The sequence below is a fragment of the Rhodococcus sp. JCM 9793 genome, from assembly GCF_055380405.1.
This window is the reverse complement of the sequence record NZ_AP043721.1, coordinates 3801305-3824522: the sequence shown is the minus strand read 5'-3', so window position 1 is coordinate 3824522 and position 23218 is coordinate 3801305. Positions and strand designations below refer to the sequence as shown.

Annotated in this window: 22 protein-coding genes and 1 pseudogene; 20 read left to right on the top strand and 3 right to left on the bottom strand. The window is 67.3% G+C overall.

All coding sequences use genetic code 11. The features are described 5' to 3' along the window. Positions 1-29 precede the first annotated feature (29 nt). Positions 30-1277, top strand: a complete 1248-nt coding sequence (locus ACZ46K_RS19770) for a glycerate kinase family protein (RefSeq protein WP_464744304.1) — start codon at positions 30-32, stop codon at positions 1275-1277. 170 nt (positions 1278-1447) lie between these two features. Here ACZ46K_RS19770 and ACZ46K_RS19765 read toward each other — a convergent pair. After that, positions 1448-2038, bottom strand: a pseudogene (locus tag ACZ46K_RS19765) (LLM class flavin-dependent oxidoreductase); the annotation flags it as partial. Positions 2039-2053: 15 nt separating this feature from the next. Between ACZ46K_RS19765 and ACZ46K_RS19760 the strand changes: the two are divergent. Then, the gene (locus ACZ46K_RS19760; RefSeq protein ID WP_054810877.1) at positions 2054-2605 is read left to right on the top strand and encodes a dihydrofolate reductase family protein; all 552 of its coding nucleotides are present in this window, start codon (positions 2054-2056) and stop codon (positions 2603-2605) included. Between the two features lie 80 nt (positions 2606-2685). After that, positions 2686-3615, top strand: a complete 930-nt coding sequence (locus ACZ46K_RS19755) for a 1-phosphofructokinase family hexose kinase (RefSeq protein WP_054810878.1) — start codon at positions 2686-2688, stop codon at positions 3613-3615. Positions 3616-3735: 120 nt separating this feature from the next. Here ACZ46K_RS19755 and ACZ46K_RS19750 read toward each other — a convergent pair whose 3' ends face one another. Next, a complete protein-coding gene (locus ACZ46K_RS19750) occupies positions 3736-4584 on the bottom strand; it encodes an SDR family oxidoreductase (RefSeq protein ID WP_464744302.1) in 849 nt (282 codons plus the stop codon). A 126-nt stretch (positions 4585-4710) separates the two neighbouring features. Between ACZ46K_RS19750 and ACZ46K_RS19745 the strand changes: the two genes are divergently transcribed. From ACZ46K_RS19745 to tpiA, 15 genes are all read left to right on the top strand, one after another. Next, a complete protein-coding gene (locus tag ACZ46K_RS19745) occupies positions 4711-5223 on the top strand; it encodes a MarR family winged helix-turn-helix transcriptional regulator (RefSeq protein ID WP_464744300.1) in 513 nt (170 codons plus the stop codon). Then, positions 5213-5710: an SgcJ/EcaC family oxidoreductase gene (locus ACZ46K_RS19740; RefSeq protein ID WP_054807916.1), complete on the top strand. Its 498-nt coding sequence runs from the start codon at positions 5213-5215 to the stop codon at positions 5708-5710. The genes ACZ46K_RS19745 and ACZ46K_RS19740 overlap by 11 nt, the downstream gene beginning before the upstream one ends. A 317-nt stretch (positions 5711-6027) precedes the next feature. Then, positions 6028-6711, top strand: a complete 684-nt coding sequence (gene rpe, locus ACZ46K_RS19735) for a ribulose-phosphate 3-epimerase (protein WP_464744298.1) — start codon at positions 6028-6030, stop codon at positions 6709-6711. Then, entirely contained in the window at positions 6708-7727 is a 1020-nt protein-coding gene (ribD, locus tag ACZ46K_RS19730; protein ID WP_464744296.1) for a bifunctional diaminohydroxyphosphoribosylaminopyrimidine deaminase/5-amino-6-(5-phosphoribosylamino)uracil reductase RibD, read from the top strand. Before rpe ends, ribD begins: the two co-directional genes overlap by 4 nt. 34 nt (positions 7728-7761) lie before the next feature. Continuing rightward, on the top strand, positions 7762-8367 hold the full coding sequence (locus tag ACZ46K_RS19725; protein WP_054807530.1) for a riboflavin synthase: 606 nt from the start codon (positions 7762-7764) through the stop codon (positions 8365-8367). Between the two features lie 74 nt (positions 8368-8441). Further along, complete coding sequence (locus tag ACZ46K_RS19720; RefSeq protein WP_054810745.1) at positions 8442-9692, top strand: bifunctional 3,4-dihydroxy-2-butanone-4-phosphate synthase/GTP cyclohydrolase II; 1251 nt, start codon at positions 8442-8444, stop codon at positions 9690-9692. After that, on the top strand, positions 9692-10174 hold the full coding sequence (gene ribH, locus ACZ46K_RS19715; RefSeq protein WP_464744294.1) for a 6,7-dimethyl-8-ribityllumazine synthase: 483 nt from the start codon (positions 9692-9694) through the stop codon (positions 10172-10174). The genes ACZ46K_RS19720 and ribH overlap by 1 nt, the downstream gene beginning before the upstream one ends. Next, positions 10171-10644, top strand: a complete 474-nt coding sequence (locus ACZ46K_RS19710) for a PH domain-containing protein (protein ID WP_464744292.1) — start codon at positions 10171-10173, stop codon at positions 10642-10644. Before ribH ends, ACZ46K_RS19710 begins: the two co-directional genes overlap by 4 nt. 10 nt (positions 10645-10654) lie before the next feature. After that, positions 10655-12814, top strand: a complete 2160-nt coding sequence (gene uvrC / locus ACZ46K_RS19705) for an excinuclease ABC subunit UvrC (protein WP_464744290.1) — start codon at positions 10655-10657, stop codon at positions 12812-12814. Next, the gene (gene rapZ, locus ACZ46K_RS19700) at positions 12811-13734 is read left to right on the top strand and encodes an RNase adapter RapZ (protein ID WP_054811015.1); all 924 of its coding nucleotides are present in this window, start codon (positions 12811-12813) and stop codon (positions 13732-13734) included. Before uvrC ends, rapZ begins: the two co-directional genes overlap by 4 nt. Next, complete coding sequence (locus ACZ46K_RS19695; protein WP_464744288.1) at positions 13731-14756, top strand: gluconeogenesis factor YvcK family protein; 1026 nt, start codon at positions 13731-13733, stop codon at positions 14754-14756. Before rapZ ends, ACZ46K_RS19695 begins: the two co-directional genes overlap by 4 nt. Further along, complete coding sequence (whiA, locus tag ACZ46K_RS19690; RefSeq protein ID WP_464749408.1) at positions 14753-15730, top strand: DNA-binding protein WhiA; 978 nt, start codon at positions 14753-14755, stop codon at positions 15728-15730. The genes ACZ46K_RS19695 and whiA overlap by 4 nt, the downstream gene beginning before the upstream one ends. A gap of 123 nt (positions 15731-15853) precedes the next feature. After that, on the top strand, positions 15854-16870 hold the full coding sequence (gene gap / locus ACZ46K_RS19685; protein ID WP_464744286.1) for a type I glyceraldehyde-3-phosphate dehydrogenase: 1017 nt from the start codon (positions 15854-15856) through the stop codon (positions 16868-16870). A 29-nt stretch (positions 16871-16899) separates the two neighbouring features. Next, a complete protein-coding gene (locus ACZ46K_RS19680) occupies positions 16900-18111 on the top strand; it encodes a phosphoglycerate kinase (protein ID WP_054807757.1) in 1212 nt (403 codons plus the stop codon). Between the two features lie 3 nt (positions 18112-18114). Next, positions 18115-18900, top strand: a complete 786-nt coding sequence (gene tpiA, locus ACZ46K_RS19675; RefSeq protein WP_464744284.1) for a triose-phosphate isomerase — start codon at positions 18115-18117, stop codon at positions 18898-18900. A gap of 80 nt (positions 18901-18980) precedes the next feature. Here the strand turns inward: tpiA and ACZ46K_RS19670 are convergent, their stop codons facing one another. Then, the gene (locus tag ACZ46K_RS19670) at positions 18981-19892 is read right to left on the bottom strand and encodes a tyrosine-protein phosphatase (RefSeq protein WP_464744282.1); all 912 of its coding nucleotides are present in this window, start codon (positions 19890-19892) and stop codon (positions 18981-18983) included. Positions 19893-20103: 211 nt separating this feature from the next. Here ACZ46K_RS19670 and secG point away from each other — a divergent pair, with 211 nt between their 5' ends. Together secG and ppc are read left to right on the top strand one after the other, a co-directional pair. Next, on the top strand, positions 20104-20337 hold the full coding sequence (gene secG / locus ACZ46K_RS19665; protein ID WP_054807959.1) for a preprotein translocase subunit SecG: 234 nt from the start codon (positions 20104-20106) through the stop codon (positions 20335-20337). A gap of 47 nt (positions 20338-20384) precedes the next feature. Then, positions 20385-23141: a phosphoenolpyruvate carboxylase gene (ppc, locus tag ACZ46K_RS19660; protein WP_464744280.1), complete on the top strand. Its 2757-nt coding sequence runs from the start codon at positions 20385-20387 to the stop codon at positions 23139-23141. The last annotated feature ends 77 nt before the right edge of the window (positions 23142-23218 follow it).

Below are 23218 nucleotides of genomic sequence, written 5' to 3'. Positions count from 1 at the left end.
GTTCTCCCCTCATCGATAGGAGTGGCGTAATGGCACTGAAGGTTCCGCACCGAATTCTTGTCGCACCCAGCGGATTCAAGGAGAGTCTCGACGCGCCCTCCGTTGCGTCGGCGATCGCCATAGGGGTCCGGAGGGCGCTGCCCGGCGTCGCCGTCGACGCCGTCCCGATCCCGGACGGAGGGGAGGGCACCGCCGAGATCCTCGCGGCAGCCACCGGCGGCACTCTCGTTCCGGCCACGGTCACCGGCCCCGTCGGCGAGCCTGTCGTCGCGCAGTGGGCACGACTCGGAGGTGCCTCCACGGGCACCGCAGTGGTCGAGATGGCTTCGGCCGCCGGCCTGCGACTCGTGCCCGGCGACCGCCGCGACCCCGGCGCGACCACCACCCGCGGTGTCGGCGAACTCATCGCCGCTGTGCTCGACGACGGGATCCGCCGCATCGTCGTCGGATGCGGTGACTCCGGAACCAGCGACGGCGGCGCCGGCGCCCTGCGCGCGCTCGGCGTTCGGATCCTCGACCGGGACGGACATGATCTTCCCGACGGCGGCCGCCACCTCGTGCGAGCCGATCGACTCGACCTCGATGCCCTGCACCCGGCCCTCGCCGACGCCGAGATCGTCCTGGCCGGCAACACCCACAACGTGCTGTGCGGGCCGCGGGGGGTCGCCCGGGTGTTCGGTCCCCAGAAGGGCGCGACTCCCACGCAGGTCGACGAACTCTCCGCCGCGCTGGACAGGTGGGCGGAGATGCTCGAACAACACTGCACTACTACCGGATTCGATATCCGGACCGGTCCCGGAACCGGGGCGTCCGGTGGGCTCGGCGCGGGACTCGCAGCGCTCGCCGGGGCACGTATCGCGTCCCGTTTCGACGTGCTGCTCGACAGCGGACTGTCCGGCATCGACCTCGACGTTCTCGTCGCCCGCGCCGACCTGATCATCACCGCGGAGGGAAGCATCGACTTCCAGACACCGCACGGCAAGGTGCCCGCCGAGATCGCGCGGCGCGCTCAGCAGGTCGGGGTTCCGGTGCTTGCGCTCGCCGGGTCGCTCGGCCGCGGCGCCCCGGACGTGCACGACGTCGGGATCGGCGCGATCGCCTCGATCATCCCCGTTCCGATGAAACTCGAGGACGCCGTAGCCAACGGACATGATCTGCTCGTCGAGGCTGCCGCACGGTCGATGCGGTTGCTCATGCTCGGCTCTGCCGTCGCGTGCCGGAGCAAGGGGCGCGGCAAGAAGACCAAGCGCCAGGTCGCCGCGGTGAGCGCGGCCTGACTCGACTGCGGTCCGCTGCTTGCTTCCGATGCGCCCTGGGCAGGTCGAACACGCTCAGAGTACTGCGCGGGCCGCGGCAACCGGTCGGCGCCCGCCGCATGGAATTCGGCGAACACCTCGGCGAGTTCGTGCGGGGTGCGTGCACGCATCGGGACGCTCGGCGCCTGCTCCGGTGGGAGCCCGTGTACTTCCACGAGGTTGCGTACGAAGGCATCGTGGGCCCCGCGGGCGTTCGCGTCGTCGCCCACGATGAGGTGACCGCCGACGGTGACTCCCGGCATCGGCACCCCGCGTTCGACGGCCGTCTCGCGCAGCCGCTCGACCGCGCGGGCAAGCCCCGCCGGGGAGATCAGCGACGGGAACCAGTCCGCACCGTGCCTCAGGACTCTGCGGAACGCGTGCTCTGTACCGCCGACCAGCAGGGGCGGCATCATCGCTGCCGGTGCCTGGACCAGCGGTGGAAGCGAACCGTTCAGTTCGACCGGCTCTCCGATGAGCAGCCGCGGCAACATGTCGAGTATCGCGTCGGTCACCCGGCCACGATCGCGGCCCGGTACTCCGACGGCGTGCCAGAACGGGTTGTCGGGAAAGCCGCCTGAGCCGACGCCGAGTTGTAGTCGGTTGCCGGACAGATGCTGCAGAGTGGCGACCTGCGCTGCGAGCCATGGTGCGGGACGGAGCGGTACGACGAGGACGCTGAAACCGATCCGCAGTTGCTCTGTCGCGGCTGCTGCTGCAGCGATGATTCTGCAGTCCCGCATGGGTCGATACTCGATATGAGGACACTTGCGATCACCCAGAACATCACCGTTGACGGTGCCATCGAGATGCTCGGCGACTGGTTCGATCCGACAGGCCAGGACCCCGAAGTGCTGGACGCAACCCGCTTACAGTCCGAGGACTCCGACGCGATCCTGCTCGGTCGGCGAACCTTCGAGGACTTTCGTAGCTTCTGGCCCGAGCAGACCGACGACGAAACCGGGATAACCGACGAACTCAACCGCATCGAGAAGTACGTCGTCTCTTCGACTCTCGCCGATCCGCAATGGCAGAACTCGACCGTGCTCACCGGTGACTGGAGCGCCCGGGTGCAGGCACTGAAAGAACAGAAGGGCCGCGACATCGTCGTTACCGGCAGCATCATGCTGACCCACGGCCTGATCGAGTCCGGTCTGGTCGACGAGTACCGACTGTTCGTCTATCCCACCGTTCAGGGCAGGGGGAGACGGCTGTTCCCCGACGGGTACCAGACGTCGAGTCTCCAGCTGATCGAGGCCCGAGGTTTCCCGAGCGGCGTCTCCCTGCTGCGCTACACCGCTGATCGATAGGACAAGCGTCGCTGCTGCAGGCGCGCGGTCTCCCGCGACGTGAGTCGACGTGTGCGCAGCGCTGCCCATAAGGTTCGCATATGCCCGACATCGTCACGCTGACCATGAATCCTGCCCTCGATGTCACCACGTTCACAGACCACGTGGTGCACACCCGGAAACTCCGGTGCGACGAGCCGTTCTACGACGCCGGCGGGGGCGGGGTGAATGTCGCGAAGGTCGCCCGCGTGCTCGGTGTGTCGGCCGCAGCGGTGTATCCGGCCGGGGGTGCGCGCGGCGAACAGATGAGCGGGCTACTCGACGACGATGATGTCGAAGAACACATCGTTCCCATCGCCGACGACACCCGGGAATGCTTCACCGCGATCGACCGTACGAGCGGTCTCGAATACCGGTTCGTCACCCCGGGCCCGGAACTGACTGTCGCGGAGCAGGGAGAGTGCCTCGCCACGCTGACCAAGGTGGCGAAGGACGCGAAATACGTCGTCGCCAGCGGAAGCTTCCCGCCCGGCGTGCCAGGCACCTTCGTGCGGAAGGTCGCTGATGCAGCCCGCGACGCCGGCGCGCGATTCGTACTCGATTCCTCGGGCGACGCACTCGCGAGCATCGAATCGGGTGTGTTCCTCGTCAAACCATCGTTGGACGAACTGTGCGAATGGGTCGGTCACGACCTCCCCTCGTCGGACGACCGGATCGGCGCAGCCCGCGAGCTCATCGAACGTGGTGTCGCGGAGGTCGTCGTGGTGTCGCTGGGTGCGGACGGCGCCATCATGGTCACTGCCGACGACGCGGTGCAGGTGCCTGCCCTCGACGTCGAGGTGCGCAGCGCGGTCGGGGCCGGCGACAGCATGGTCGCGGGGCTCGTCGTGGGATTGTTGCAGGACCGGTCGCTGCGCGACGCGTTGTCGCTGGGTGTCGCCTGCGGCACGGCTGCCTTGCTCACTGCGGGCAGCCACGTCTGTCGCCGCGAGGACATAGACCGGTTCGATGCGCTCGCCCGCGGCCTGTGACTCCGAGACTCCGGCAGCACCGCGACGCCCGAACTTTCCTCCATCTCTCTGGGTTTCCGCATTTCGACGACCTACGGAAACCCGTGTGAACGGAGGAATGTCACGGTAGTCGACGCGCGGTCAGTCGAGGAACAGATCGAGCTGCAGTTCGCCGTCGCCCGCTCGGTATCGCTCGAGATCGGTGATGCCGGCGTTCGCGAGCACTTCGTCGTCGATGTAGAAGTTGCCGGTCGCCTCGCGACTCGGCGACGTGAGAACCACGTGCGCGGCGTCGGCGTAGATGTCCGGTGTCCGTGACGAATTCACCATGTCTTCACCGCCGAGAAGGTTGCGCACCGCAGCGGTGGCGATGGTTGTGCGCGGCCACAACGAGTTGACCCCGATGCCGTCGCTCCTCAGTTCCTCGGCGAGTCCGAGTGTCGTCAAACTCATCCCGTATTTGGCCATTGTGTAGGCAAGATGGCCGCCGGCCCACTTGGGTGAGAGGTTCAGCGGTGGAGACAACGTGAGGATGTGCGGGTTGCGCCCGGCCTTCGCGGAGTCGCGCAGCGCGGGAATCGACAACTTGGACAGCAGGAATGTGCCGCGGCAGTTGATGTCCTGCATGAGGTCGTACTTCTTCATGGCGATATCGGGAGTGGGGGACAGGTCGATCGCGGAGGCATTGTTCACGACCACGTCGATTCCGCCGAACCGTGCGACCGTCTGCTGGACGGCATCGGCCACGGCGTCGTCGTCTCGGATGTCGCCGACGAACGGCAGCACCCGCCCGCCCGCCCGCTCGAGTTCTGCGGCGGCGGTGTGGATGGTGCCCGGAAGCTTCGGATTCGGGGTGTCGGTCTTGGCGATCAGTGTGATGTTGGCGCCGTCGCGCGCGGCGCGCAGCGCGATGGCGAGGCCGATCCCTCGGCTGCCTCCGGACATGATCATGGTTCGGCCGGACAGGGATGTCGAATCTGGAGCGCGCATCGGTGCCTCCTTCGTCGGTTGCGTTCGAGTATGGGCGCACCCTGGCGCTCCCGGAAGACATTCGCCCTTGTCGCAAACATATTTACCAAGTAGCTTAGATGCTAAGTGAAATCGGAAGGGGGAGATGTGAACGGGTCGATGTGGGAGGGCCGCGGCGATCTGGCCGACGTGGTCACGAGTGATCTCTCCCGTCGGTTGAGCACGGCCACTGTCCTGTTTCATCACGCCGTTGCCGAACGGCTCGGGCTCGGTCCCACCGACCACAAGTGCCTCGATCTGCTGTACGAGAGGGGGGCGATGACCGGCAGCGAGTTGGCGGCAATCACAGGGTTGACCACTGGCGCGGTCACCGGGGTCGTCGCGCGGCTGGAGAAGGCGGGGCACGTGACACGTGAGCCCGACCCTCGTGACGGGCGTAAGCAGATCTTGCGTCCGGTGTTCGATGCCTCGCCCGAGATCGCCGAGGTGTTCGGGAGCATCCGAGACGACGCTGCCGGCCTGGTCGCGGGATTCGACGATCACGAACTCGCCACTATTGCCGAGTTCCTCTCCCGCAGCATCGAATTCTCGTACCGACGGGCCGCGATCATGCGCGCAGAGGCGATATCGAGAGGAAAGGAGAATGATCATGACCGATGATGCTCAGCTCAGGGGTCTGTTCGATCGGATGTGCCGAGCGTGGACCGACGGCGACGCCGAGGCCTACGGTGCGTGCTTCACCGAGGATTGCGACTATGTCTCGTTCGACGGCACCCGAATCATCGGGCGCGGGGCGGTGGTCGAATCCCACGACGCGCTGTTCCGAGGTGTGCTGTTCGGTAGCGCCCTGGTCGGCGAGATCGACTCGATACGTCACCTCGGTGACGATGTCGCGCTGCTGTACGGTACCGGTTCGGTCGTCGTTGCATGGCGGTCGCAACCGCCGAAACGGCGACTGACCCGCAACACCATCGTTGCGGTTCGAACCGTGGAGGGGTGGCGGTTCACGGCGATCCACAACGGCCGGATACGTCCGGTGCGGATTCCGGTGTCGGATTCCTTCGCCGCACGAGCGGCCCGTTCCTTGGTGCAGGCAACTCGTGCGGTGGGATTGGGGCGCGCACAACCCACCGGCGTGCCGGCGTGATCGACGTTGCGTGCGTCGTGCCCGTCGACCGATGCGATCTCCGGTGCGGAGCGCGCATCCTCTACGACCGCACCGCGGTCGCGATCACCGGAGCACCCCCCTGCGGCGCTGAGGCGACCGCGACCGAGATGGTGCGGTGGACAAGGTCGGATGGCACCTCGCCGAGTTCGGCGGATTACCCGCGGTAGCGGGCACAGTACCGTGACCTTCCTTCAGGGAACCATCCCGTCGGCACGCTGACCAGGGCAGAAAGTCCCCGATTCAGTGTCGTGCCCGCACCGACACGGACGTCACCGCGCGCACTAGACTCGACCGATGTGGCCCACCCGATGATTGCCCCCTCCATCCTGTCCGCGGATTTCGCACGCCTCGCCGACGAGGCTCAGGCCGTCGCCGGCGCCGATTGGTTGCATGTCGATGTCATGGACGCGCATTTCGTACCGAACCTGACTCTCGGCCTGCCGATCGTGCAGTCGTTGCTGAAGGCAACCGACATCCCTCTCGACTGCCACCTGATGATCGAGGATCCGGGCAGGTGGGCGCCCCCGTACGCGGAAGCCGGTGCACACAACGTCACCTTCCATGCCGAGGCCACCGACGACCCTGTTGCCGTCGCGCGGGATATTCGTGCAGCAGGTGGAAAGGCGGGACTGTCCGTCAAGCCCGGCACACCCATCGAGCCGTATCTCGAACTCCTGAAGGAATTCGACACGCTCCTCGTGATGAGTGTCGAACCAGGATTCGGTGGCCAGTCGTTCATCCCCGACGTGCTCGGCAAGGCCCGCGCGGTGCGGCGGCTCGTGGATTCCGGCGAACTTCGCTTGATCGTCGAGATCGACGGTGGGATCAACGCGGACACCATCGAGGCCGCCGCCGAAGCCGGTGTCGATTGCTTCGTCGCCGGCTCCGCGGTCTACGGCGCGGAGGACCCGGGCGAAGCGGTGCGCAAGCTGCGTGCGCAGGCCGCGAAGGCCTCGGCGCACCTGACCCTCGCGCCGTGACCGCACCGGAACTCGCCGAAGCGCTGCAGTTCGCGCTCGACGCCGCGGAAGCCGTTCGTGGGACGACGAGCCCCAACCCGCCGGTGGGTGCGGCAATTATCGACGTGGACGGTCGCATCGCCGGGGTCGGTGCCACCGCGCCCCCCGGCGGTCCGCACGCCGAAGTGCGTGCACTCGCGGCCGCCGGGGAACGGGCGCGCGGTGGCACCGCTGTCGTCACCCTCGAACCCTGTAACCACACCGGTCGCACGGGGCCGTGCGCGCACGCCTTGATCGAGGCCGGAATTGCGGCCGTTCATTACGCGATCGCCGATCCCAACCCGGTCGCCGAAGGCGGTGCGGCCACGTTGCGTGCCGCAGGCATCGCGGTCCACGAAGGTCTCGGCGCCGACGCCGTGGCGCACGGCACGCTGCGTGCGTGGCTGCACCAGCAACGCACCGGCCGTCCGCACGTGACCTGGAAATACGCGGCGGGGCTCGACGGGCGCAGTGCGGCCGCCGACGGAACCAGCCAGTGGATCTCCGGCCCGGACGCCCGCACACGGGTGCACGACGAGCGCAGCCGGCTGGATGCGATCGTCGTGGGTACCGGCACCGTCCTCGCTGACGACCCGTGGCTGACCGCGCGTCTGCCCGACGGCGACCTCGCACCGCATCAGCCCCTGCGGGTGGTCGTCGGGTTCAGCGACCTCCCCACCGATGCACGGGTGCTCGACGACAGCGCACCCACCCTCGTGCTGCGCACTCATGACATCGACGAGGTCCTCGCTGCGCTCTCCGACCACCCCGATGTGCTCATCGAGGGCGGCCCGCGTCTCGCCGGGGCGTTCCTCGCTGCCGGTCGCGTCGACCGCATCCAGGCGTACGTGGCGCCGGTTGTGCTCGGGGCCGGGACTGCCGCTGTGCAGGATGCGGGCGTCACAACGATCACCGAGGCGCTACGGTTTCGTCGGGAGCGCGTCGAGACCGTCGGCGCCGATGTCCTCATGACCCTCGTCCCGGATCGGGACTGCTGAACCTGGTTTTCGACCGGGAGTGAAGGAGCCGAACGTGTTCACCGGCATCGTCGAAGAACTGGGTGAAATCGTGGCGCGCGAAGACCTCACGGACGCCGCGCGTTTCACTGTGCGCGGACCTGTGGTGACCACCGACGCCAAGCATGGCGACTCGATCGCCGTGAACGGGGTGTGCCTGACCGTCGTCGATGTGCTCGATAAGGACTCGTTCACCGCGGACGTGATGCAGGAGACACTGAACCGCTCGAGCCTCGACAATCTGGCCGCGGGAAGCCGTGTCAACCTCGAACGCGCAGCGGCGGTCGACAGCCGCCTCGGCGGTCATATCGTGCAGGGGCACGTCGACGGCACAGGCTCCGTGATCTCTCGCACGCCCTCCGAGAACTGGACGGTCGTCCGGATTTCGTTGCCCGCGAGCATCTCCAGGTACGTCGTCGAGAAGGGATCGATCACTGTCGACGGTGTGTCGCTGACGGTCTCGGCGCTCGGCGGCGAGCCCGGCGACGAATGGTTCGAGATCTCGCTGATCCCGACGACGTTGTCGCTGACCACACTCGGTGGCGCCGAGGCGGGCACCACCGTGAACCTCGAGGTCGATGTGATCGCGAAGTACGTGGAGCGACTGCAGAACGCTCGGTGACAGGTCGTACTGTGGAGCAGGACAGTGGACGCGAAGCACGAGTCGTCCGACTAGAAGATTTGGAGTCAGGGCAAGTGACGAGGTTCGACACCATCGAGCGCGCGGTCGCCGACATCGCCGCCGGTAAGGCGGTCGTCGTGGTCGACGACGAAGACCGTGAAAACGAGGGCGACCTCATCTTCGCTGCGGAGAAGGCCACTCCCGAACTTGTGGCGTTCATGGTGCGCTACACCTCCGGTTATCTGTGTGTGCCGCTCGACGGCGACGACTGCGACCGGCTCGGTCTGCCCCCGATGTACTCCACGAATCAGGACAAGCACGGGACCGCGTACACGGTCACGGTCGACGCGAAGGAAGGCGTCGGCACCGGTATCTCGGCGTCCGACCGCGCCACCACGATGCGGCTGCTCGCCGACCCCGATTCGACCGTGCTGGACTTCACCCGTCCCGGACACGTCGTGCCGCTACGTGCCAAGGAAGGTGGCGTGCTGCGCCGTCCCGGCCACACCGAGGCCGCCGTCGACCTCGCGCGCATGGCGGATCTGCGTCCGGCAGGGGTGATCTGCGAGATCGTCTCGCAGAAGGACGAGGGCCACATGGCCCGCACCGATGAGCTGCGGGTGTTCGCCGACGAGCACGATCTCGCGTTGATCTCCATCGCTGATCTCATCTCGTGGCGCCGCAAGCACGAGAAGCATGTCGTGCGTGTCGCCGAGGCCCGCATCCCCACCCGCCACGGTGATTTCACCGCGGTCGGCTACCAGAGCATCTACGACGAGGTCGAGCATGTCGCGCTCGTCCGCGGCGACCTCGCCGGAGTCGACGGGGACGGTGCGGACGTGCTCGTGCGCGTGCACTCCGAATGCCTGACCGGTGACGTGTTCGGATCGCTGCGTTGCGATTGCGGTCCGCAGCTCGACGCTGCACTCGAGATGGTGGCGGCGGAAGGCCGCGGTGTCGTGCTCTACATGCGTGGCCACGAGGGCCGCGGTATCGGTCTGATGCACAAGCTGCAGGCCTACCAGTTGCAGGACGCCGGGTCCGACACCGTCGACGCGAACCTGGAACTCGGGTTGCCGGCCGATGCCCGCGACTACGGCATCGGCGCGCAGATCCTCGTCGATCTCGGTATCGCGTCGATGCGGCTGCTCACCAACAATCCGGCCAAGCGGGTCGGGTTGGACGGGTACGGCCTGCAGATCACCGAGCGTGTCCCGATGCCGCTGCGCGCCAACGCGGAGAACCTCACCTACCTGCGTACCAAGCGCGACCGGATGGGTCACGACCTGATCGGGCTCGACGACTACGAGGCCGGGGACGCCTGATGAGCGGTGAAGGGCTGCCCGATCTGCAACTCGCGGACGCCGCCGGTCTGCGTCTGGCGATCGTCGCGGGACGCTGGCACACCGCGATCTCCGATGCGCTCATCGCCGGGGCACAGCGCGTCGCCGAGGACGTCGGGGTCACCGACGTCACCGTCGAGCGAGTCGCCGGCGCGATCGAACTGCCCGTGGTCGCGCAGCAACTCGCCCGTACCCACGATGCTGTGGTCGCGTTGGGTGTCGTCATCCGCGGCGGGACCCCGCACTTCGAGTACGTGTGCGACGCGGTCACCTACGGGTTGACGCGCATAACCCTCGACGAGGGCACTCCCGTCGGCAACGGTGTGCTCACCACCGACACCGAGCAGCAGGCACTCGACCGTGCGGGCCTGCCGGACTCGGTCGAGGACAAGGGCGGCCAGGCGTGCGCGGCCGCACTCGATACCGCCGTCACCTTACGGCGGCTCCGAGGAGTCGCGCCGTGACTGCAGCAACCGACACCGAGTGGGAACTCGACGTCCGCGCTCGCAAGATGACCGTGGCGGCGCAGGTCGTCGCCGGGTTCCTGGTGGTTGCACACATCGGCGCCGCCGTCGTCCTGCGGGCGGGCGGCGACACCGGTGTGCACCTGCGTGTCGCCGATCAGGTCGCGATGGTCATGATCGGGCTCGTGGTCGCAGCCGGGGTACTGCTCTTCACTCGACCGCGTCTGCGCGCCGGTGCGAGCGGTATCGCAGTTCGGAATATGTTCCAGGAGAAACACTTCCACTGGAATCAGGTGCACGGCATCTCGTTCCCACACGACGCGCCCTGGGCACATCTCGAGCTTCCCGGCGACGAGTATCTCGCCGTGGTCGCCGTGCAGGCCCGTGACGGTGTACACGCTGTCGACGCCCTGGAACGCTTTCGCGAGATCGAAGCACGCTACGGCCGAGGTGTCGGAGAAGACGACTAACCTGGACGTCGTGCCCGACCCCTCGACATACCGCCCCGCAGCCGGCACCATCCCCACGGAACCGGGGGTGTACAAATTCCGCGACCCGCACGGCCGGGTCATCTACGTCGGCAAAGCCAAGAGCCTGCGCTCACGACTGAACTCGTACTTCGCCGACGTCTCCTCGCTGCACCCGCGCACCCGGCAGATGGTGACCACCGCCGGCAGCGTCGAGTGGACTGTGGTGCGCACCGAAGTAGAGGCGCTGCAGCTCGAGTACAACTGGATCAAGGAGTTCGATCCGCGCTTCAACGTGCGGTACCGCGACGACAAGACGTACCCGATGCTCGCCGTCAGCGTGGGGGAGAAGTTTCCGCGCCTGTTCGTCTACCGCGGTCCCCGACGTAAGGGCGTGCGCTATTTCGGCCCCTACTCCCACGCGTGGGCGATCCGGGAAACCCTCGACCTGCTGCTGCGAGTATTCCCGGCCCGCACCTGCTCCGCCGGCGTCTTCAAACGACACTCGCAGATCGGGCGGCCGTGCCTGCTCGGTTACATCGACAAGTGTTCGGCCCCCTGCATCGGTCGGGTCGACGCCGACGAACACCGCCGGATCGTCGACGACTTCTGCGACTTCCTCGCCGGTCGCACCGACCGGCTCGTCCGCGACGTCGAGGCACGCATGCACGCCGCCGCCGAGGAACTCGACTTCGAACTCGCGGCACGCCTGCGCGACGACCTCGGCGCGCTCCGCAAGGCGCTCGAGAAGCAGGCCGTGGTGCTCGGTGACGGAACGGACGCCGATCTCGTTGCATTCGCCGGCGACGAATTGGAAGTCGCCGTCCAGGTGTTCCATGTACGCGGCGGTCGCGTGCGCGGTCAGCGCGGCTGGGTCGTCGAGAAATCCGGCGATGTCGTCGATCGTCCCGCCGACCGCGCCGCGCGGCCGACCCGATCCGACGACGCCGATCGTGACGAAGAGTTGTCGCTGCTCGTCGAACAGTTCCTCACCCAGTTCTACGGGGAGGAGGTCGCGCTCACCACCGCCGTCGACAGCGACCGTGCCGCAAGCGCGGTGCCGCGCGAAGTGCTCGTTCCGGCGCTGCCGCCGGACCCGGACGAGATGAGCCGCTGGCTGTCCGGGCTCCGCGGCGGACCGGTGCGGCTGCGCGTACCGCAGCGCGGCGACAAGAAGGCGCTCGCCGAGACGGTGCTGCGCAACGCGAAGGAGGCGTTGACCCAGCACAAACTGCGGCGGGCGGGCGATTTCACCGCACGATCGGCGGCGCTGCAGGGCATCCAGGAAGCTCTCGACCTCGACTCAGCGCCACTGCGCATCGAATGCGTGGACATCAGCCATGTGCAGGGCACGGATGTCGTCGCGTCGCTGGTGGTCTTCGAAGACGGATTGCCGCGCAAATCCGACTATCGGCGCTACGCGATCAAGGAGGCTGCCGGTGAGGGACGATCCGACGATGTCGGTTCGATCGCCGAGGTCACCCGCCGGCGGTTCCTCCGGCACAACCGCGACACCGCACACGCCGTGATCGGTGAGGACGGTGCCGACGGCGGCGATGCCGCGCCGGAGGCAGCGCTCGACCCGGCCACCGGCAGACCGCGCCGCTTCGCGTATCCACCGAACCTGTACGTGGTGGACGGTGGTGCGCCGCAGGTGGCGGCGGCTGCCGAAGTGCTCGACGACCTCGGCATCACCGACGTCGCCGTGATCGGTCTCGCCAAGCGACTCGAGGAGGTGTGGGTGCCCGGCGAGGAAGACCCGGTGATTCTGCCGCGGGCGAGCGAGTCGCTGTACCTGCTGCAACGGGTGCGCGACGAGGCACACCGGTTCGCGATCACCTTCCACCGCAGCAAACGTTCGCAGCGGATGACGGCGTCGGCGCTCGACGGGATCCGCGGTCTGGGCGACACGCGCCGCAAGGCGCTCGTGACGCATTTCGGGTCGGTCGCGAAACTGCGTGAGGCCACGGTCGAGGAGATCACGGCGGTCCCGGGAGTCGGCCGCGCGACCGCGCAGACCGTGCACGATGCACTCCGCGGCGCGACGTCGAACGGCGCCTCGAATCCGCCGTCCGATTCGACTCCGGCATCCGACCCGGATGCAGGAGACACGCCGGTGGGCAATGATGGCACCGTCGGCGTGTCGGAAGTACGAGCGGAGTCGCAGCAATGACGGATCTGGGTAGAGACACCATCGGATCGAGTGAGAACGGTGCCGCTCGTCGCGCTGAGGTGATCATCATCACCGGATTGTCCGGAGCCGGGATGAGTACCGCGGCCACCGCACTCGAAGACCTCGGGTGGTTCGTCGCCGACAATCTTCCGCCGCAGTTGGTCATCTCGATGATCGATCTCGCGGTTCGCGCCGATCCACCGCTCGAGCGACTCGCCATCGTCATGGATGTGCGCAGCCGTTTGTTCACCGGTGATCTCGGGCAGGTCGTCAACGAGTTGGCCGCGCGACCCGTCCAGACCCGTGTGCTGTTCCTCGAGGCCAGCGATGCTGTGCTCGTCCGGCGCTTCGAGCAGGTCCGTCGAAGTCATCCGCTGCAGGCCGACACCGCAGACCGCACCCTCATAGACGGGATCGCGGCCGAACGCGGGCAACTCGCCCCGGTGAAGGGTGCGGCCGATCTGGTGGTCGACACCTCCGCGCTCACCGGCCCGGAACTGCGCCGCAAGATCGAAACGGCCTTCGGGGATGCGACCTCCGACACCATCCAGGTGACGGTCGAATCGTTCGGATTCAAGTACGGTCTGCCGATGGACTCCGACCTCGTATGCGATGTGCGCTTCCTCCCGAACCCACACTGGGTTCCCGAACTGCGTCCGCAGACCGGCCGCGACGCGCCGGTGCGCGACTACGTCCTGGCCCACGAGAGTGCGCCGGAATTCCTCGACAGTTATCAGCGGATGCTCGAACTGACGACGGCCGGCTACCGTCGCGAGGGCAAGCGCTACATGACGATCGCGGTCGGGTGCACAGGTGGCAAGCACCGCAGTGTTGCGATGACCGAAGCCCTGGCAGGTCGGTTGAGCGGCGAACCCGGACTCGACGTGCATGTCGTGCACCGTGATCTGGGGCGCGAGTGAGCACGTATCTCGGAGACTCCCCGACAGGTCCGGCGATCACGGCACTCGGCGGGGGGCACGGCTTGTTCGCGACACTGCGCGCTGTGCGTCAGCTCACCGACCGGGTCACGGCCGTGGTCACCGTCGCCGACGACGGCGGGTCGTCGGGTCGGCTGCGCGCCGAGCTCGGCGTGATCCCGCCCGGCGACCTGCGGATGGCGCTCGCCGCGATGTCCGCCGACGATCCCGAGGTGGGCATCTGGACGGAGACCGTGCAGCACCGCTTCGGCGGCACCGGCGCCCTCGCCGGGCACTCGGTGGGCAATCTCATCCTCGCGGGCCTGACCGAGGTGCTGGGCGATACCGTCGCCGCCCTCGATACCGTCGGCCGCCTGCTGCAGGTGCGTGGACGGGTCCTGCCGATGTCACCGATTGCCCTCGACATCGAAGCGGACGTCTCCGGGCTCGAAGCGGATCCACGGGCGAGCCGATGCATCCGCGGGCAGGTCGCGGTCGCGACCACGCCCGGGAAGGTGCGGCGTGTCCGGCTGATCCCGGCCAATCCGCCGGCCGGACCCGATGCGTTGGACGCGGTGTGCGATGCCGACATGGTGGTACTCGGACCGGGTTCGTGGTTCTCGAGTGTCATCCCGCACGTGCTGGTCCCGGACCTGAACGATGCCCTCATCCACACCAGCGCCCGTAAGGTGCTGGTACTCAATCTGGCCGCCGAGCCGGGGGAGACCGCAGGGTTCTCCGCGGAACGGCACCTGCATGTCCTGGCGCAGCATGCGCCGGACTTCCGTGTCGACAACGTCGTCGTCGACGCCGCATCGGTACCCGCCGGGCGCGAACGGGAGCATCTTCGCCGCGCCGCAACCGGATTCGGTGCCGATGTCGACTTCGTCGATGTCGCCGAGACCGGTACACATCGGCACGACCCCGCCAAGTTGGCGGAGGCACTCGCACAGTATCTGACCAGGTCGCGCGGGAGCAGCAGCTCCGCGGACGGTGGCGGAAGGGAGATCGTCTCGTGGCAATGACAGCGGAGGTCAAGGACGAGCTGAGCAGATTGATGGTCACGCGGACCAGCAATCGCAAGGCCGAGGTGTCGTCGTTGCTGCGGTTCGCCGGCGGACTGCACATCGTCGCGGGACGCGTCGTCGTCGAAGCCGAGGCCGACCTCGGGTCGATCGCGCGACGGCTGCGCAAGGAGATCTTCGAGCTGTACGGCTACCAGGCGGAGGTCCTCGTTCTCGGTGCCGGTGGGCTCCGTAAGAGTTCGCGCTACGTGGTTCGGGTCGGCAAGGACGGTGAGGCGCTCGCTCGGCAGACCGGGCTGCTCGACAGCCGCGGCCGGCCGGTGCGGGGCCTGCCTGCGCAGGTGGTCGGCGGCAGTGTGTCCGACGCCGCGGCAGCGTGGCGTGGCGCGTTCCTGGCGCACGGTTCGCTCACCGAACCGGGACGTTCCTCGGCACTCGAGGTCAGCTGCCCCGGGCCGGAGGCGGCGCTCGCTCTGGTGGGTGCTGCCCGTCGTCTCGGGATCACCGCGAAGGCGCGTGAAGTGCGCGGCGCCGACCGCGTTGTGATCCGGGACGGTGAGGCCATCGGCGCGCTGTTGACCCACATGGGTGCCCAGGACACCCGGCTGACCTGGGAGGAGCGTCGTATGCGTCGCGAGGTGCGCGCGACGGCAAACCGACTTGCCAACTTCGACGACGCGAACCTGCGGCGGTCGGCGCGTGCCGCAGTGGCGGCGGCCGCACGGGTCGAGCGGGCTCTGGCGATCCTCGCGTCCGATGTCCCGGACCATCTCGCGGCGGCCGGCACGCTACGGGTGGAGCACCGACAGGCGTCACTCGAGGAACTCGGTCAGCTCGCGGATCCGCCGATGACCAAGGACGCTGTCGCGGGTCGGATCAGGCGGTTGCTGTCGATGGCCGATCGCCGCGCGAAAGAACTCGGGGTCCCCGACACCGAGTCTGCGGTGACCGCGGAGTTGCTCGAGGAGGCATAGCGCGTCACTCTGAAGTGGTGATCCGTGCCACCCAAGGGCGGATCCCATGCGGTGAACCACGCACATTAGGGTAGTGGTTACACCAGCACAATCATCTTAAATTCTGGGCAAAGGAGCTTCACTGTGACTGTCCGCGTAGGCGTGAACGGCTTCGGTCGTATCGGACGTAACTTCTTCCGTGCGGTGGAGGCGCAGAAGGCGCTCGGTACCACGGATATCGAGATCGTCGCGGTCAACGACCTCACCGACAACGACACTCTGGCGACGCTCCTGAAGTACGACTCGATCCTGGGTCGCCTCGACAAGGATGTCCGTGTCGAGGGCGACTTCATCGTCGTCGGCGACCAGAAGATCAAGGCACTGTCCATCAAGGAAGGTCCCGCCGCGCTTCCGTGGGGCGATCTCGGTGTCGACGTCGTCGTCGAGTCCACCGGTATCTTCACCGACGCGGCCAAGGCCAAGGGCCATCTCGACGCCGGCGCCAAGAAGGTCATCATCTCCGCGCCCGCCAAGGGCGAGGACCTCACCGTCGTGATGGGCGTCAACGACGACAAGTACGACGGCAGCCAGAACATCATCTCGAACGCCTCGTGCACCACCAACTGCCTCGGCCCGATCGCCAAGGTCCTCGATGACAGCTTCGGCATCGAGAAGGGCCTCATGACGACGGTGCACGCGTACACGCAGGACCAGAACCTGCAGGACGCCCCGCACTCGGATCTGCGTCGCGCCCGCGCCGCCGCTCTGAACGTCGTCCCGACCGGCACGGGTGCGGCCAAGGCCATCGGCCTGGTCCTCCCGCAGCTGCTCGGCAAGCTCGACGGCTACGCGCTGCGCGTGCCGATCCCGACCGGCTCGGTCACCGACCTCACCGCTCAGCTGCGCACCAAGGCGACGGTCGAGGAGATCAACGCCGCGATGAAGGCTGCCGCGGAAGGCCCCCTGAAGGGCATCCTCAAGTACAACACCGACCCGATCGTGTCCTCGGACATCGTCACCGACCCGCACTCGTCGATCTTCGACGCGCCGCTGACCAAGGTCATCGACGATCAGGTCAAGATCGTGTCGTGGTACGACAACGAGTGGGGCTACTCCAACCGCCTGGCCGATCTCATCGGTCTCGTCGCCAAGTCCCTCTGACACCTCACATCGAACAGGACATCCGAACAGTGGCAGTTCAGACGCTGAAGGATCTGCTCGACGCCGGGGTGGAGGGTCGAGGCGTGCTGGTGCGCTCCGACCTCAATGTCCCCCTGGACGGCGAGACGATCACCGATCCCGGCCGCATCCTCGCGTCCGCGCCCACGATCAAGGCTCTCGCCGAGGCAGGGGCCAAGGTTGTCGTGACCGCGCACCTGGGCCGCCCCAAGGGGGCACCCGACCCGAAGTTCTCGTTGGCGCCCGTCGCCGCGACGCTCGGTGAGGTGCTCGGTCGCAACGTCCAGCTCGCGGGCGATGTCGTCGGGCAGGACGCCCTGGCACGCTCGGAGGGCCTGACCGACGGCGACATCCTCCTGCTCGAGAACATCCGTTTCGATCCGCGCGAGACCAGCAAGGACGAGGCGGAGCGTCAGGCGCTCGCCCGTGAGCTCGTCGAGCTCGTCGGCGACGACGGCGCGTTCGTCTCCGACGGTTTCGGCGTGGTGCATCGTGCGCAGGCATCGGTGTACGACGTGGCGAAGCTGCTCCCGCACTATGCGGGCGGTCTCGTCGCCGCGGAGGTGGAGGTGCTGGCGAAGCTCACCACCGACACCGAGCGTCCGTACGCGGTGGTGCTCGGCGGGTCGAAGGTCTCCGACAAGCTCGCCGTGATCGAAGCGCTCGCACCGAAGGTCGACACTCTCGTCATCGGCGGCGGAATGTGCTTCACCTTCCTTGCTGCGCAGGGTATTTCGGTGGGAAATTCGTTGCTCGAGGAATCGATGATCGACACCTGCAAGAGCCTGCTCGACCGCTACGCGGACGTTCTGCACATCCCGCAGGACGTGGTGGTGGCCGACAGCTTCTCCGCGGATGCAGAAGCGAAGACGGTCCCGGTTTCCGAGATCCCGGACGGCTGGATGGGTCTGGACATCGGACCGGAGTCGGTGCAGCGCTTCACGTCGCTGCTCACCTCCGCGAAGACAGTGTTCTGGAACGGCCCGATGGGCGTGTTCGAGTTCGCGAAGTTCGCTGCGGGCACCAAGGGTGTCGCCGAGGCCATCGTCGAAGCCACCGGCAAGGGCGCGTTCAGCGTCGTCGGGGGCGGCGACTCCGCCGCGGCAGTGCGTCAGCTCGGTCTGCCCGACGACGGGTTCTCGCACATCTCCACCGGTGGTGGAGCGTCCCTCGAATACCTCGAGGGCAAGGAACTGCCCGGCATTTCGGTTCTGGAAGGTTGAGAGATGGCACGTAAGCCGCTCATCGCGGGCAACTGGAAGATGAACCTCAATCACCTCGAGGCCATCGCGCTGGTGCAGAAGATCGCGTTCACCCTTCCCGACAAGTACCTCGACAAGGTCGACGTCACGGTCATCCCGCCGTTCACCGACATCCGTTCGGTGCAGACCCTGATCGAGGGCGACAAGATCGGGCTCACCTACGGTGCGCAGGATGTGTCGGCCCATGATTCCGGCGCCTACACCGGGGAGATCTCCGGCGCGATGCTCGCCAAGCTCGGCTGCACCTACGCGGTCGTCGGGCACTCCGAGCGGCGCACGCTGCACGGTGAGACCGACACGATCGTCCGCGACAAAGCGAAGGCCGCGCTCAAGTACGGCTTGACCCCGATCGTGTGCATCGGTGAAGGTCTCGATATTCGCGAGGCGGGCAACCACGTCGCGTACAACGTCGAACAGCTGAAGGGCTCGCTCGCCGGACTGTCCGCCGACGACATCGCCAAGATCGTCGTCGCGTACGAGCCGGTCTGGGCCATCGGCACGGGCAAGGTGGCCTCGGCCGCCGATGCCCAGGAGGTGTGCGCCGCGGTGCGCGCCACCTTGGCCGAGCTCGCCTCGGCCGAGATCGCGGCCTCGGTCCGCGTTCTCTACGGCGGTTCCGTCAACGCCAAGAACGTCGGCGAACTCATCGCGCAGACCGACGTCGACGGTGGCCTGGTGGGCGGTGCGTCGCTCAAGGCGGACGAGTTTGCGCAGCTCTCCGCGATCGCAGCGGGCGGCCCGCTGCTCTGACAGTGGCGCAGTAGTGACGCCTGTGGGTGTGGGATCGACGACGATCCCACACCCACAGGCATTTTTCGTAGCCGGTCGGGTCAGGCGACGAGCTTCGCGGACAGGGCCGCGATCGTCTGAGGGCTCAGGCCCAGGCCGGTGAGCAGATAATTGTGCACTGTGCCGTAATCCGCTTCGAGCTGGTCGAATCCGGCCTCGAGGAATCCTCGCTCCACCCCCAGCATCGGGGCGTACACGGCGGCCTTCTCGGGTCCCCGAGCCTCCGCGGCTGCAGCGAGTGTCGCCTCGATACGTTCGGCCGAGTAGTCGTTGGTGAGCAAGTAGTCGGCGTACACCGTTTCGCGGTCGACTCCGACGAGGGACAGGAGCATCGCAGCGGTCCAGCCCGCGCGATCCTTCCCTTCCGTGCAGTGGAAGAGCTGAGGACCGTCGGTGGTGGCGAACTCGGTGAACATCGTGCCGAGTTCGGCGCGGACCTCCGGGTCCGTCACAAAGGAACGGTTGATGCCCCTCATGAACTCGCGTGCATCGTCAGGCGTCTTCAGATCCGCGGTCGCACTCAGATCTCCCGACAGCAAGGGATGCCGCACATAGGCGGCACCGGTGGGAACCCTGTCGGGCTTGTCTGCGACCTCGGGATCGGTGCGCAGGTCGTACACCGCGGAGATTCCCAGTGTGTCGAGGGTCGCTGCATCTGTGTCGCTGGTGGTCAGTGCATTCGACCGATAGAACACACCCGGTTCGACGTGAAGCCCGAATGCGGCCGGATATCCGCCGCCGGGCCCGGCCACATCCCGGAAGTTGTCAACAGAGGCGAGACGGAGCGCCGGGGCGGATGTGTCGGGGTTACTGTGTCCGGTCGATCCGCTGGGAACGTCGAGCGGGGCCGCGAGGGCGGCGGCGCCAGGTAGCGCGAGGGTGCAGGCCAGTGCGAACGCGGCCGCGAAACGTGTGACGCGGTGGCTGGGGGTGGTGCTCTGGAAATCGGACACGCAGGTCCTTTCGCTCGGTGGATGGCTCCGAGCGAACATAAATCCAAATTGCGAGAATGTGTACTCTCGAATAGAGAACTGAATTCTTGTAGGGTGGTTGCCCGCGGACGGTGACTCTGGTGGCGATGGGTGCCACGATCCGCACGTATCCGCTCACCGGGTAAGCTGACGGCCGACGTCACCCACCAGCCGAAGGGCACTGAACACCGACATGGCACTGTTCCTGGACATCCTGCTGATCGCCACCAGCCTCCTGCTGATCCTGCTGGTGCTGCTGCACCGCGCCAAGGGCGGCGGCCTGTCGAGCCTGTTCGGTGGCGGAGTCCAGTCGAGCCTGTCCGGCTCGACCGTCGCGGAGAAGAACCTCGACCGGGTGACCCTGTTCGTCGGCATCGTCTGGGTCATCTCGATCCTCGGCATCGGACTGCAGATCAAGTTCAGCTGAGTCGCTAGCGGTCGCGGAGCGGCAACCGGCCGCGGATACTGGGCGGCATGACCGACACCGCTCCGGCTTCGGCCACCGAACCGCTCCGCGACGACATCCGACTGCTCGGCGGCATACTCGGCACCGTCGTCCGTGAACACGCGGGTGACGAGATCTTCGATCTCGTCGAGGCTGCGCGTGTCGCCAGCTTCCAGATACGGCGTTCCGAGCTGGAACGCCCCGAACTGGCCGCGCGCCTCGCCGCGGTCCCCACCGTCGACGCGATCCCGGTGGTGCGTGCGTTCAGCCACTTCGCGCTGCTGGCGAACCTCGCTGAAGATCTCCACCGCGAGCGCCGCCGCACCGTCCATGTGCACGCCGGCGACCCACCTCCGGACAGCTCCCTCGCTGCGACCTACGCCCGGCTCGACGCGGCGCACCTCGACTCCGACACTGTCGCCGATGCACTGGCCGCGGCGCTCGTCGCTCCCGTCGTCACCGCGCATCCGACCGAAACCCGCCGCCGCACCGTCTTCGACGTGCAGACCGCCGTCACCGATCTCATGCGTCGCCGTGAGTACACCGTCGAACCGCAGGCTCGTGAGGCACTCGAGAACGACCTGCACCGTCAGATCCTGACGTTGTGGCAGACGGCCTTGATCCGGTTGTCCCGGCTCCGGATCAGCGACGAGATCGAGAACGGTCTGCGGTACTACGAGCTCGCGCTGTTCGACGTGGTCCCCGAACTCAACACCGAGGTTCGACGCGAACTGCGACGCCGCTGGCCCGACGCCGCGATCCTCACACAGCCGCTCGTGCGTCCCGGATCGTGGATCGGCGGCGACCGCGACGGCAACCCCAACGTCGACGCGGGTGTCGTGGCGACGGCCTGCGACCGGGCGAGCGCCGCGGCGTTGCGCCACCACCTCGGCGAACTCGCCGCACTCGAACGCGAACTGTCGATGTCCGGGCGGATCACTCCGGTCACCGAACAGTTGAGGGCACTCGCGGACAACTCCGGCGACGATGATCCCGCCCACCGCGACGAACCGTACCGCCGCGCGATCCACGGGATCCGCGGCCGGCTCTCCTCGACCGCGGCGCACCTGCACCCGAACATCGAATTGGCGAACACCGTCGACGACGGGCGAGTGGGCTACGAGACACCCGCCCAGCTGCTCGCCGACCTCGGAATGCTCGACGCATCACTGCGCGGCGCGGGTAGCGCCGTGATCGCCGACGACCGTCTGGCCCGGCTCCGCGGCGCCGTCGAGGTATACGGATTCCATCTGGCCCCGCTCGACCTGCGCCAGAACTCCGAGGTCCACGAACGCGTCGTGGCCGAATTGTTCGCCTGGGCAGGTGTGTCGGACCGCTACGGAGAACTCGACGAGGACGCCCGTATCGCGCTGCTCGCCGCGGAACTGCGCATCCGTCGACCATTGACCACACCACAGGCACACCTGACCGAGGAGACCGCGAAGGAACTCGCCATCCTCCGTGCCGCGGCGGCCGCCGTGCGTCGCATCGGCCCCGCGGCGATCGAGCACTACATCATCAGCATGTGCACGTCGGTCTCCGACCTGCTCGAAGTGGAAGTGCTGCTCAAGGAGGTCGGCCTGCTGGATCTCGACGCCGGCTATCCGCGCTGCACGGTACAGGTCATCCCTCTGTTCGAGACCATCGAGGACCTACGCGGGGGAGCGGCGACCCTGACTGCGGCGCTCGCCGTCCCCGAGTTCCGCAGCCTCGTCGACGCCCACGACGGCGTGCAGGAAGTGATGCTCGGTTATTCGGACTCGAACAAGGACGGCGGCTACCTCGCTGCGAACTGGGCGCTGTACCGGGCGGAACTCGACCTGGTGGACGCGGCCCGCGCCACCGGAATCCGGCTGCGCCTGTTCCACGGCCGGGGCGGCACCGTCGGCCGCGGCGGAGGGCCGAGCTACGACGCGATCCTCGCGCAACCACCTGGTGCGGTGAACGGGTCACTGCGCCTGACCGAACAGGGCGAGGTGATCTCCGCGAAGTATCGCGATCCGGTCCTGGCCCGCCGCAATCTCGAGGCGCTCGTCGCGGCCACGCTCGAATCCACGCTCCTCGACGTCGAGGGTCTCGGCACCGACGCACCCGCGGCGTACCGGATCTTCGACGAACTGGCAGACCTCGCACATCGGGCTTACCGGGATCTGGTGCACGAGACTCCGGGCTTCGTCGAGTACTTCACCACCTCGACACCTGTCGCGGAGATCGGTGATCTGAACATCGGGAGCCGCCCGGCGTCCCGCAAACCGACAAAGGCGATCGCCGACCTGCGCGCCATCCCATGGGTGCTGGCCTGGACCCAATCCCGCGTCATGCTGCCCGGCTGGTACGGCACGGGAAGCGCCGTTGCGGACTGGATCGGCGACGACCCCGACCGGCTCACGACGCTGCAGGACCTCTACCGTCGGTGGCCGTTCTTTCGATCCGTGCTGTCGAACATGGCGCAGGTCCTGGCCAAATCGGATCTGGGGTTGGCGGCGCGCTACTCGGAACTCGTGGAGGACGAAGCGCTGCGCGAGCGGGTGTTCGGCCGGATCGTCGCAGAACACGAACGCACCGTGCGGGTGTACCGGCAGATCACCGGATACGACTCGCTCGTCGCTGACAACCCCGCATTGGAACGGTCGCTGCACAACCGGTTCCCGTATCTCGAACCGCTCAATCACCTGCAGGTCGAATTGTTGCGGCGTTATCGTGGCGGTGAGGACACCGACGAGGTCAGACGCGGTATCCAACTCACCATGAACGGACTTGCCACCGCGCTGCGCAACAGCGGCTGAGATTCCCGAGAAAGAATCTTCGCGCGGTGTGTCGATTCGGAGCGGGTCCGATCGTCGTCATCATGTACGGCAACCCG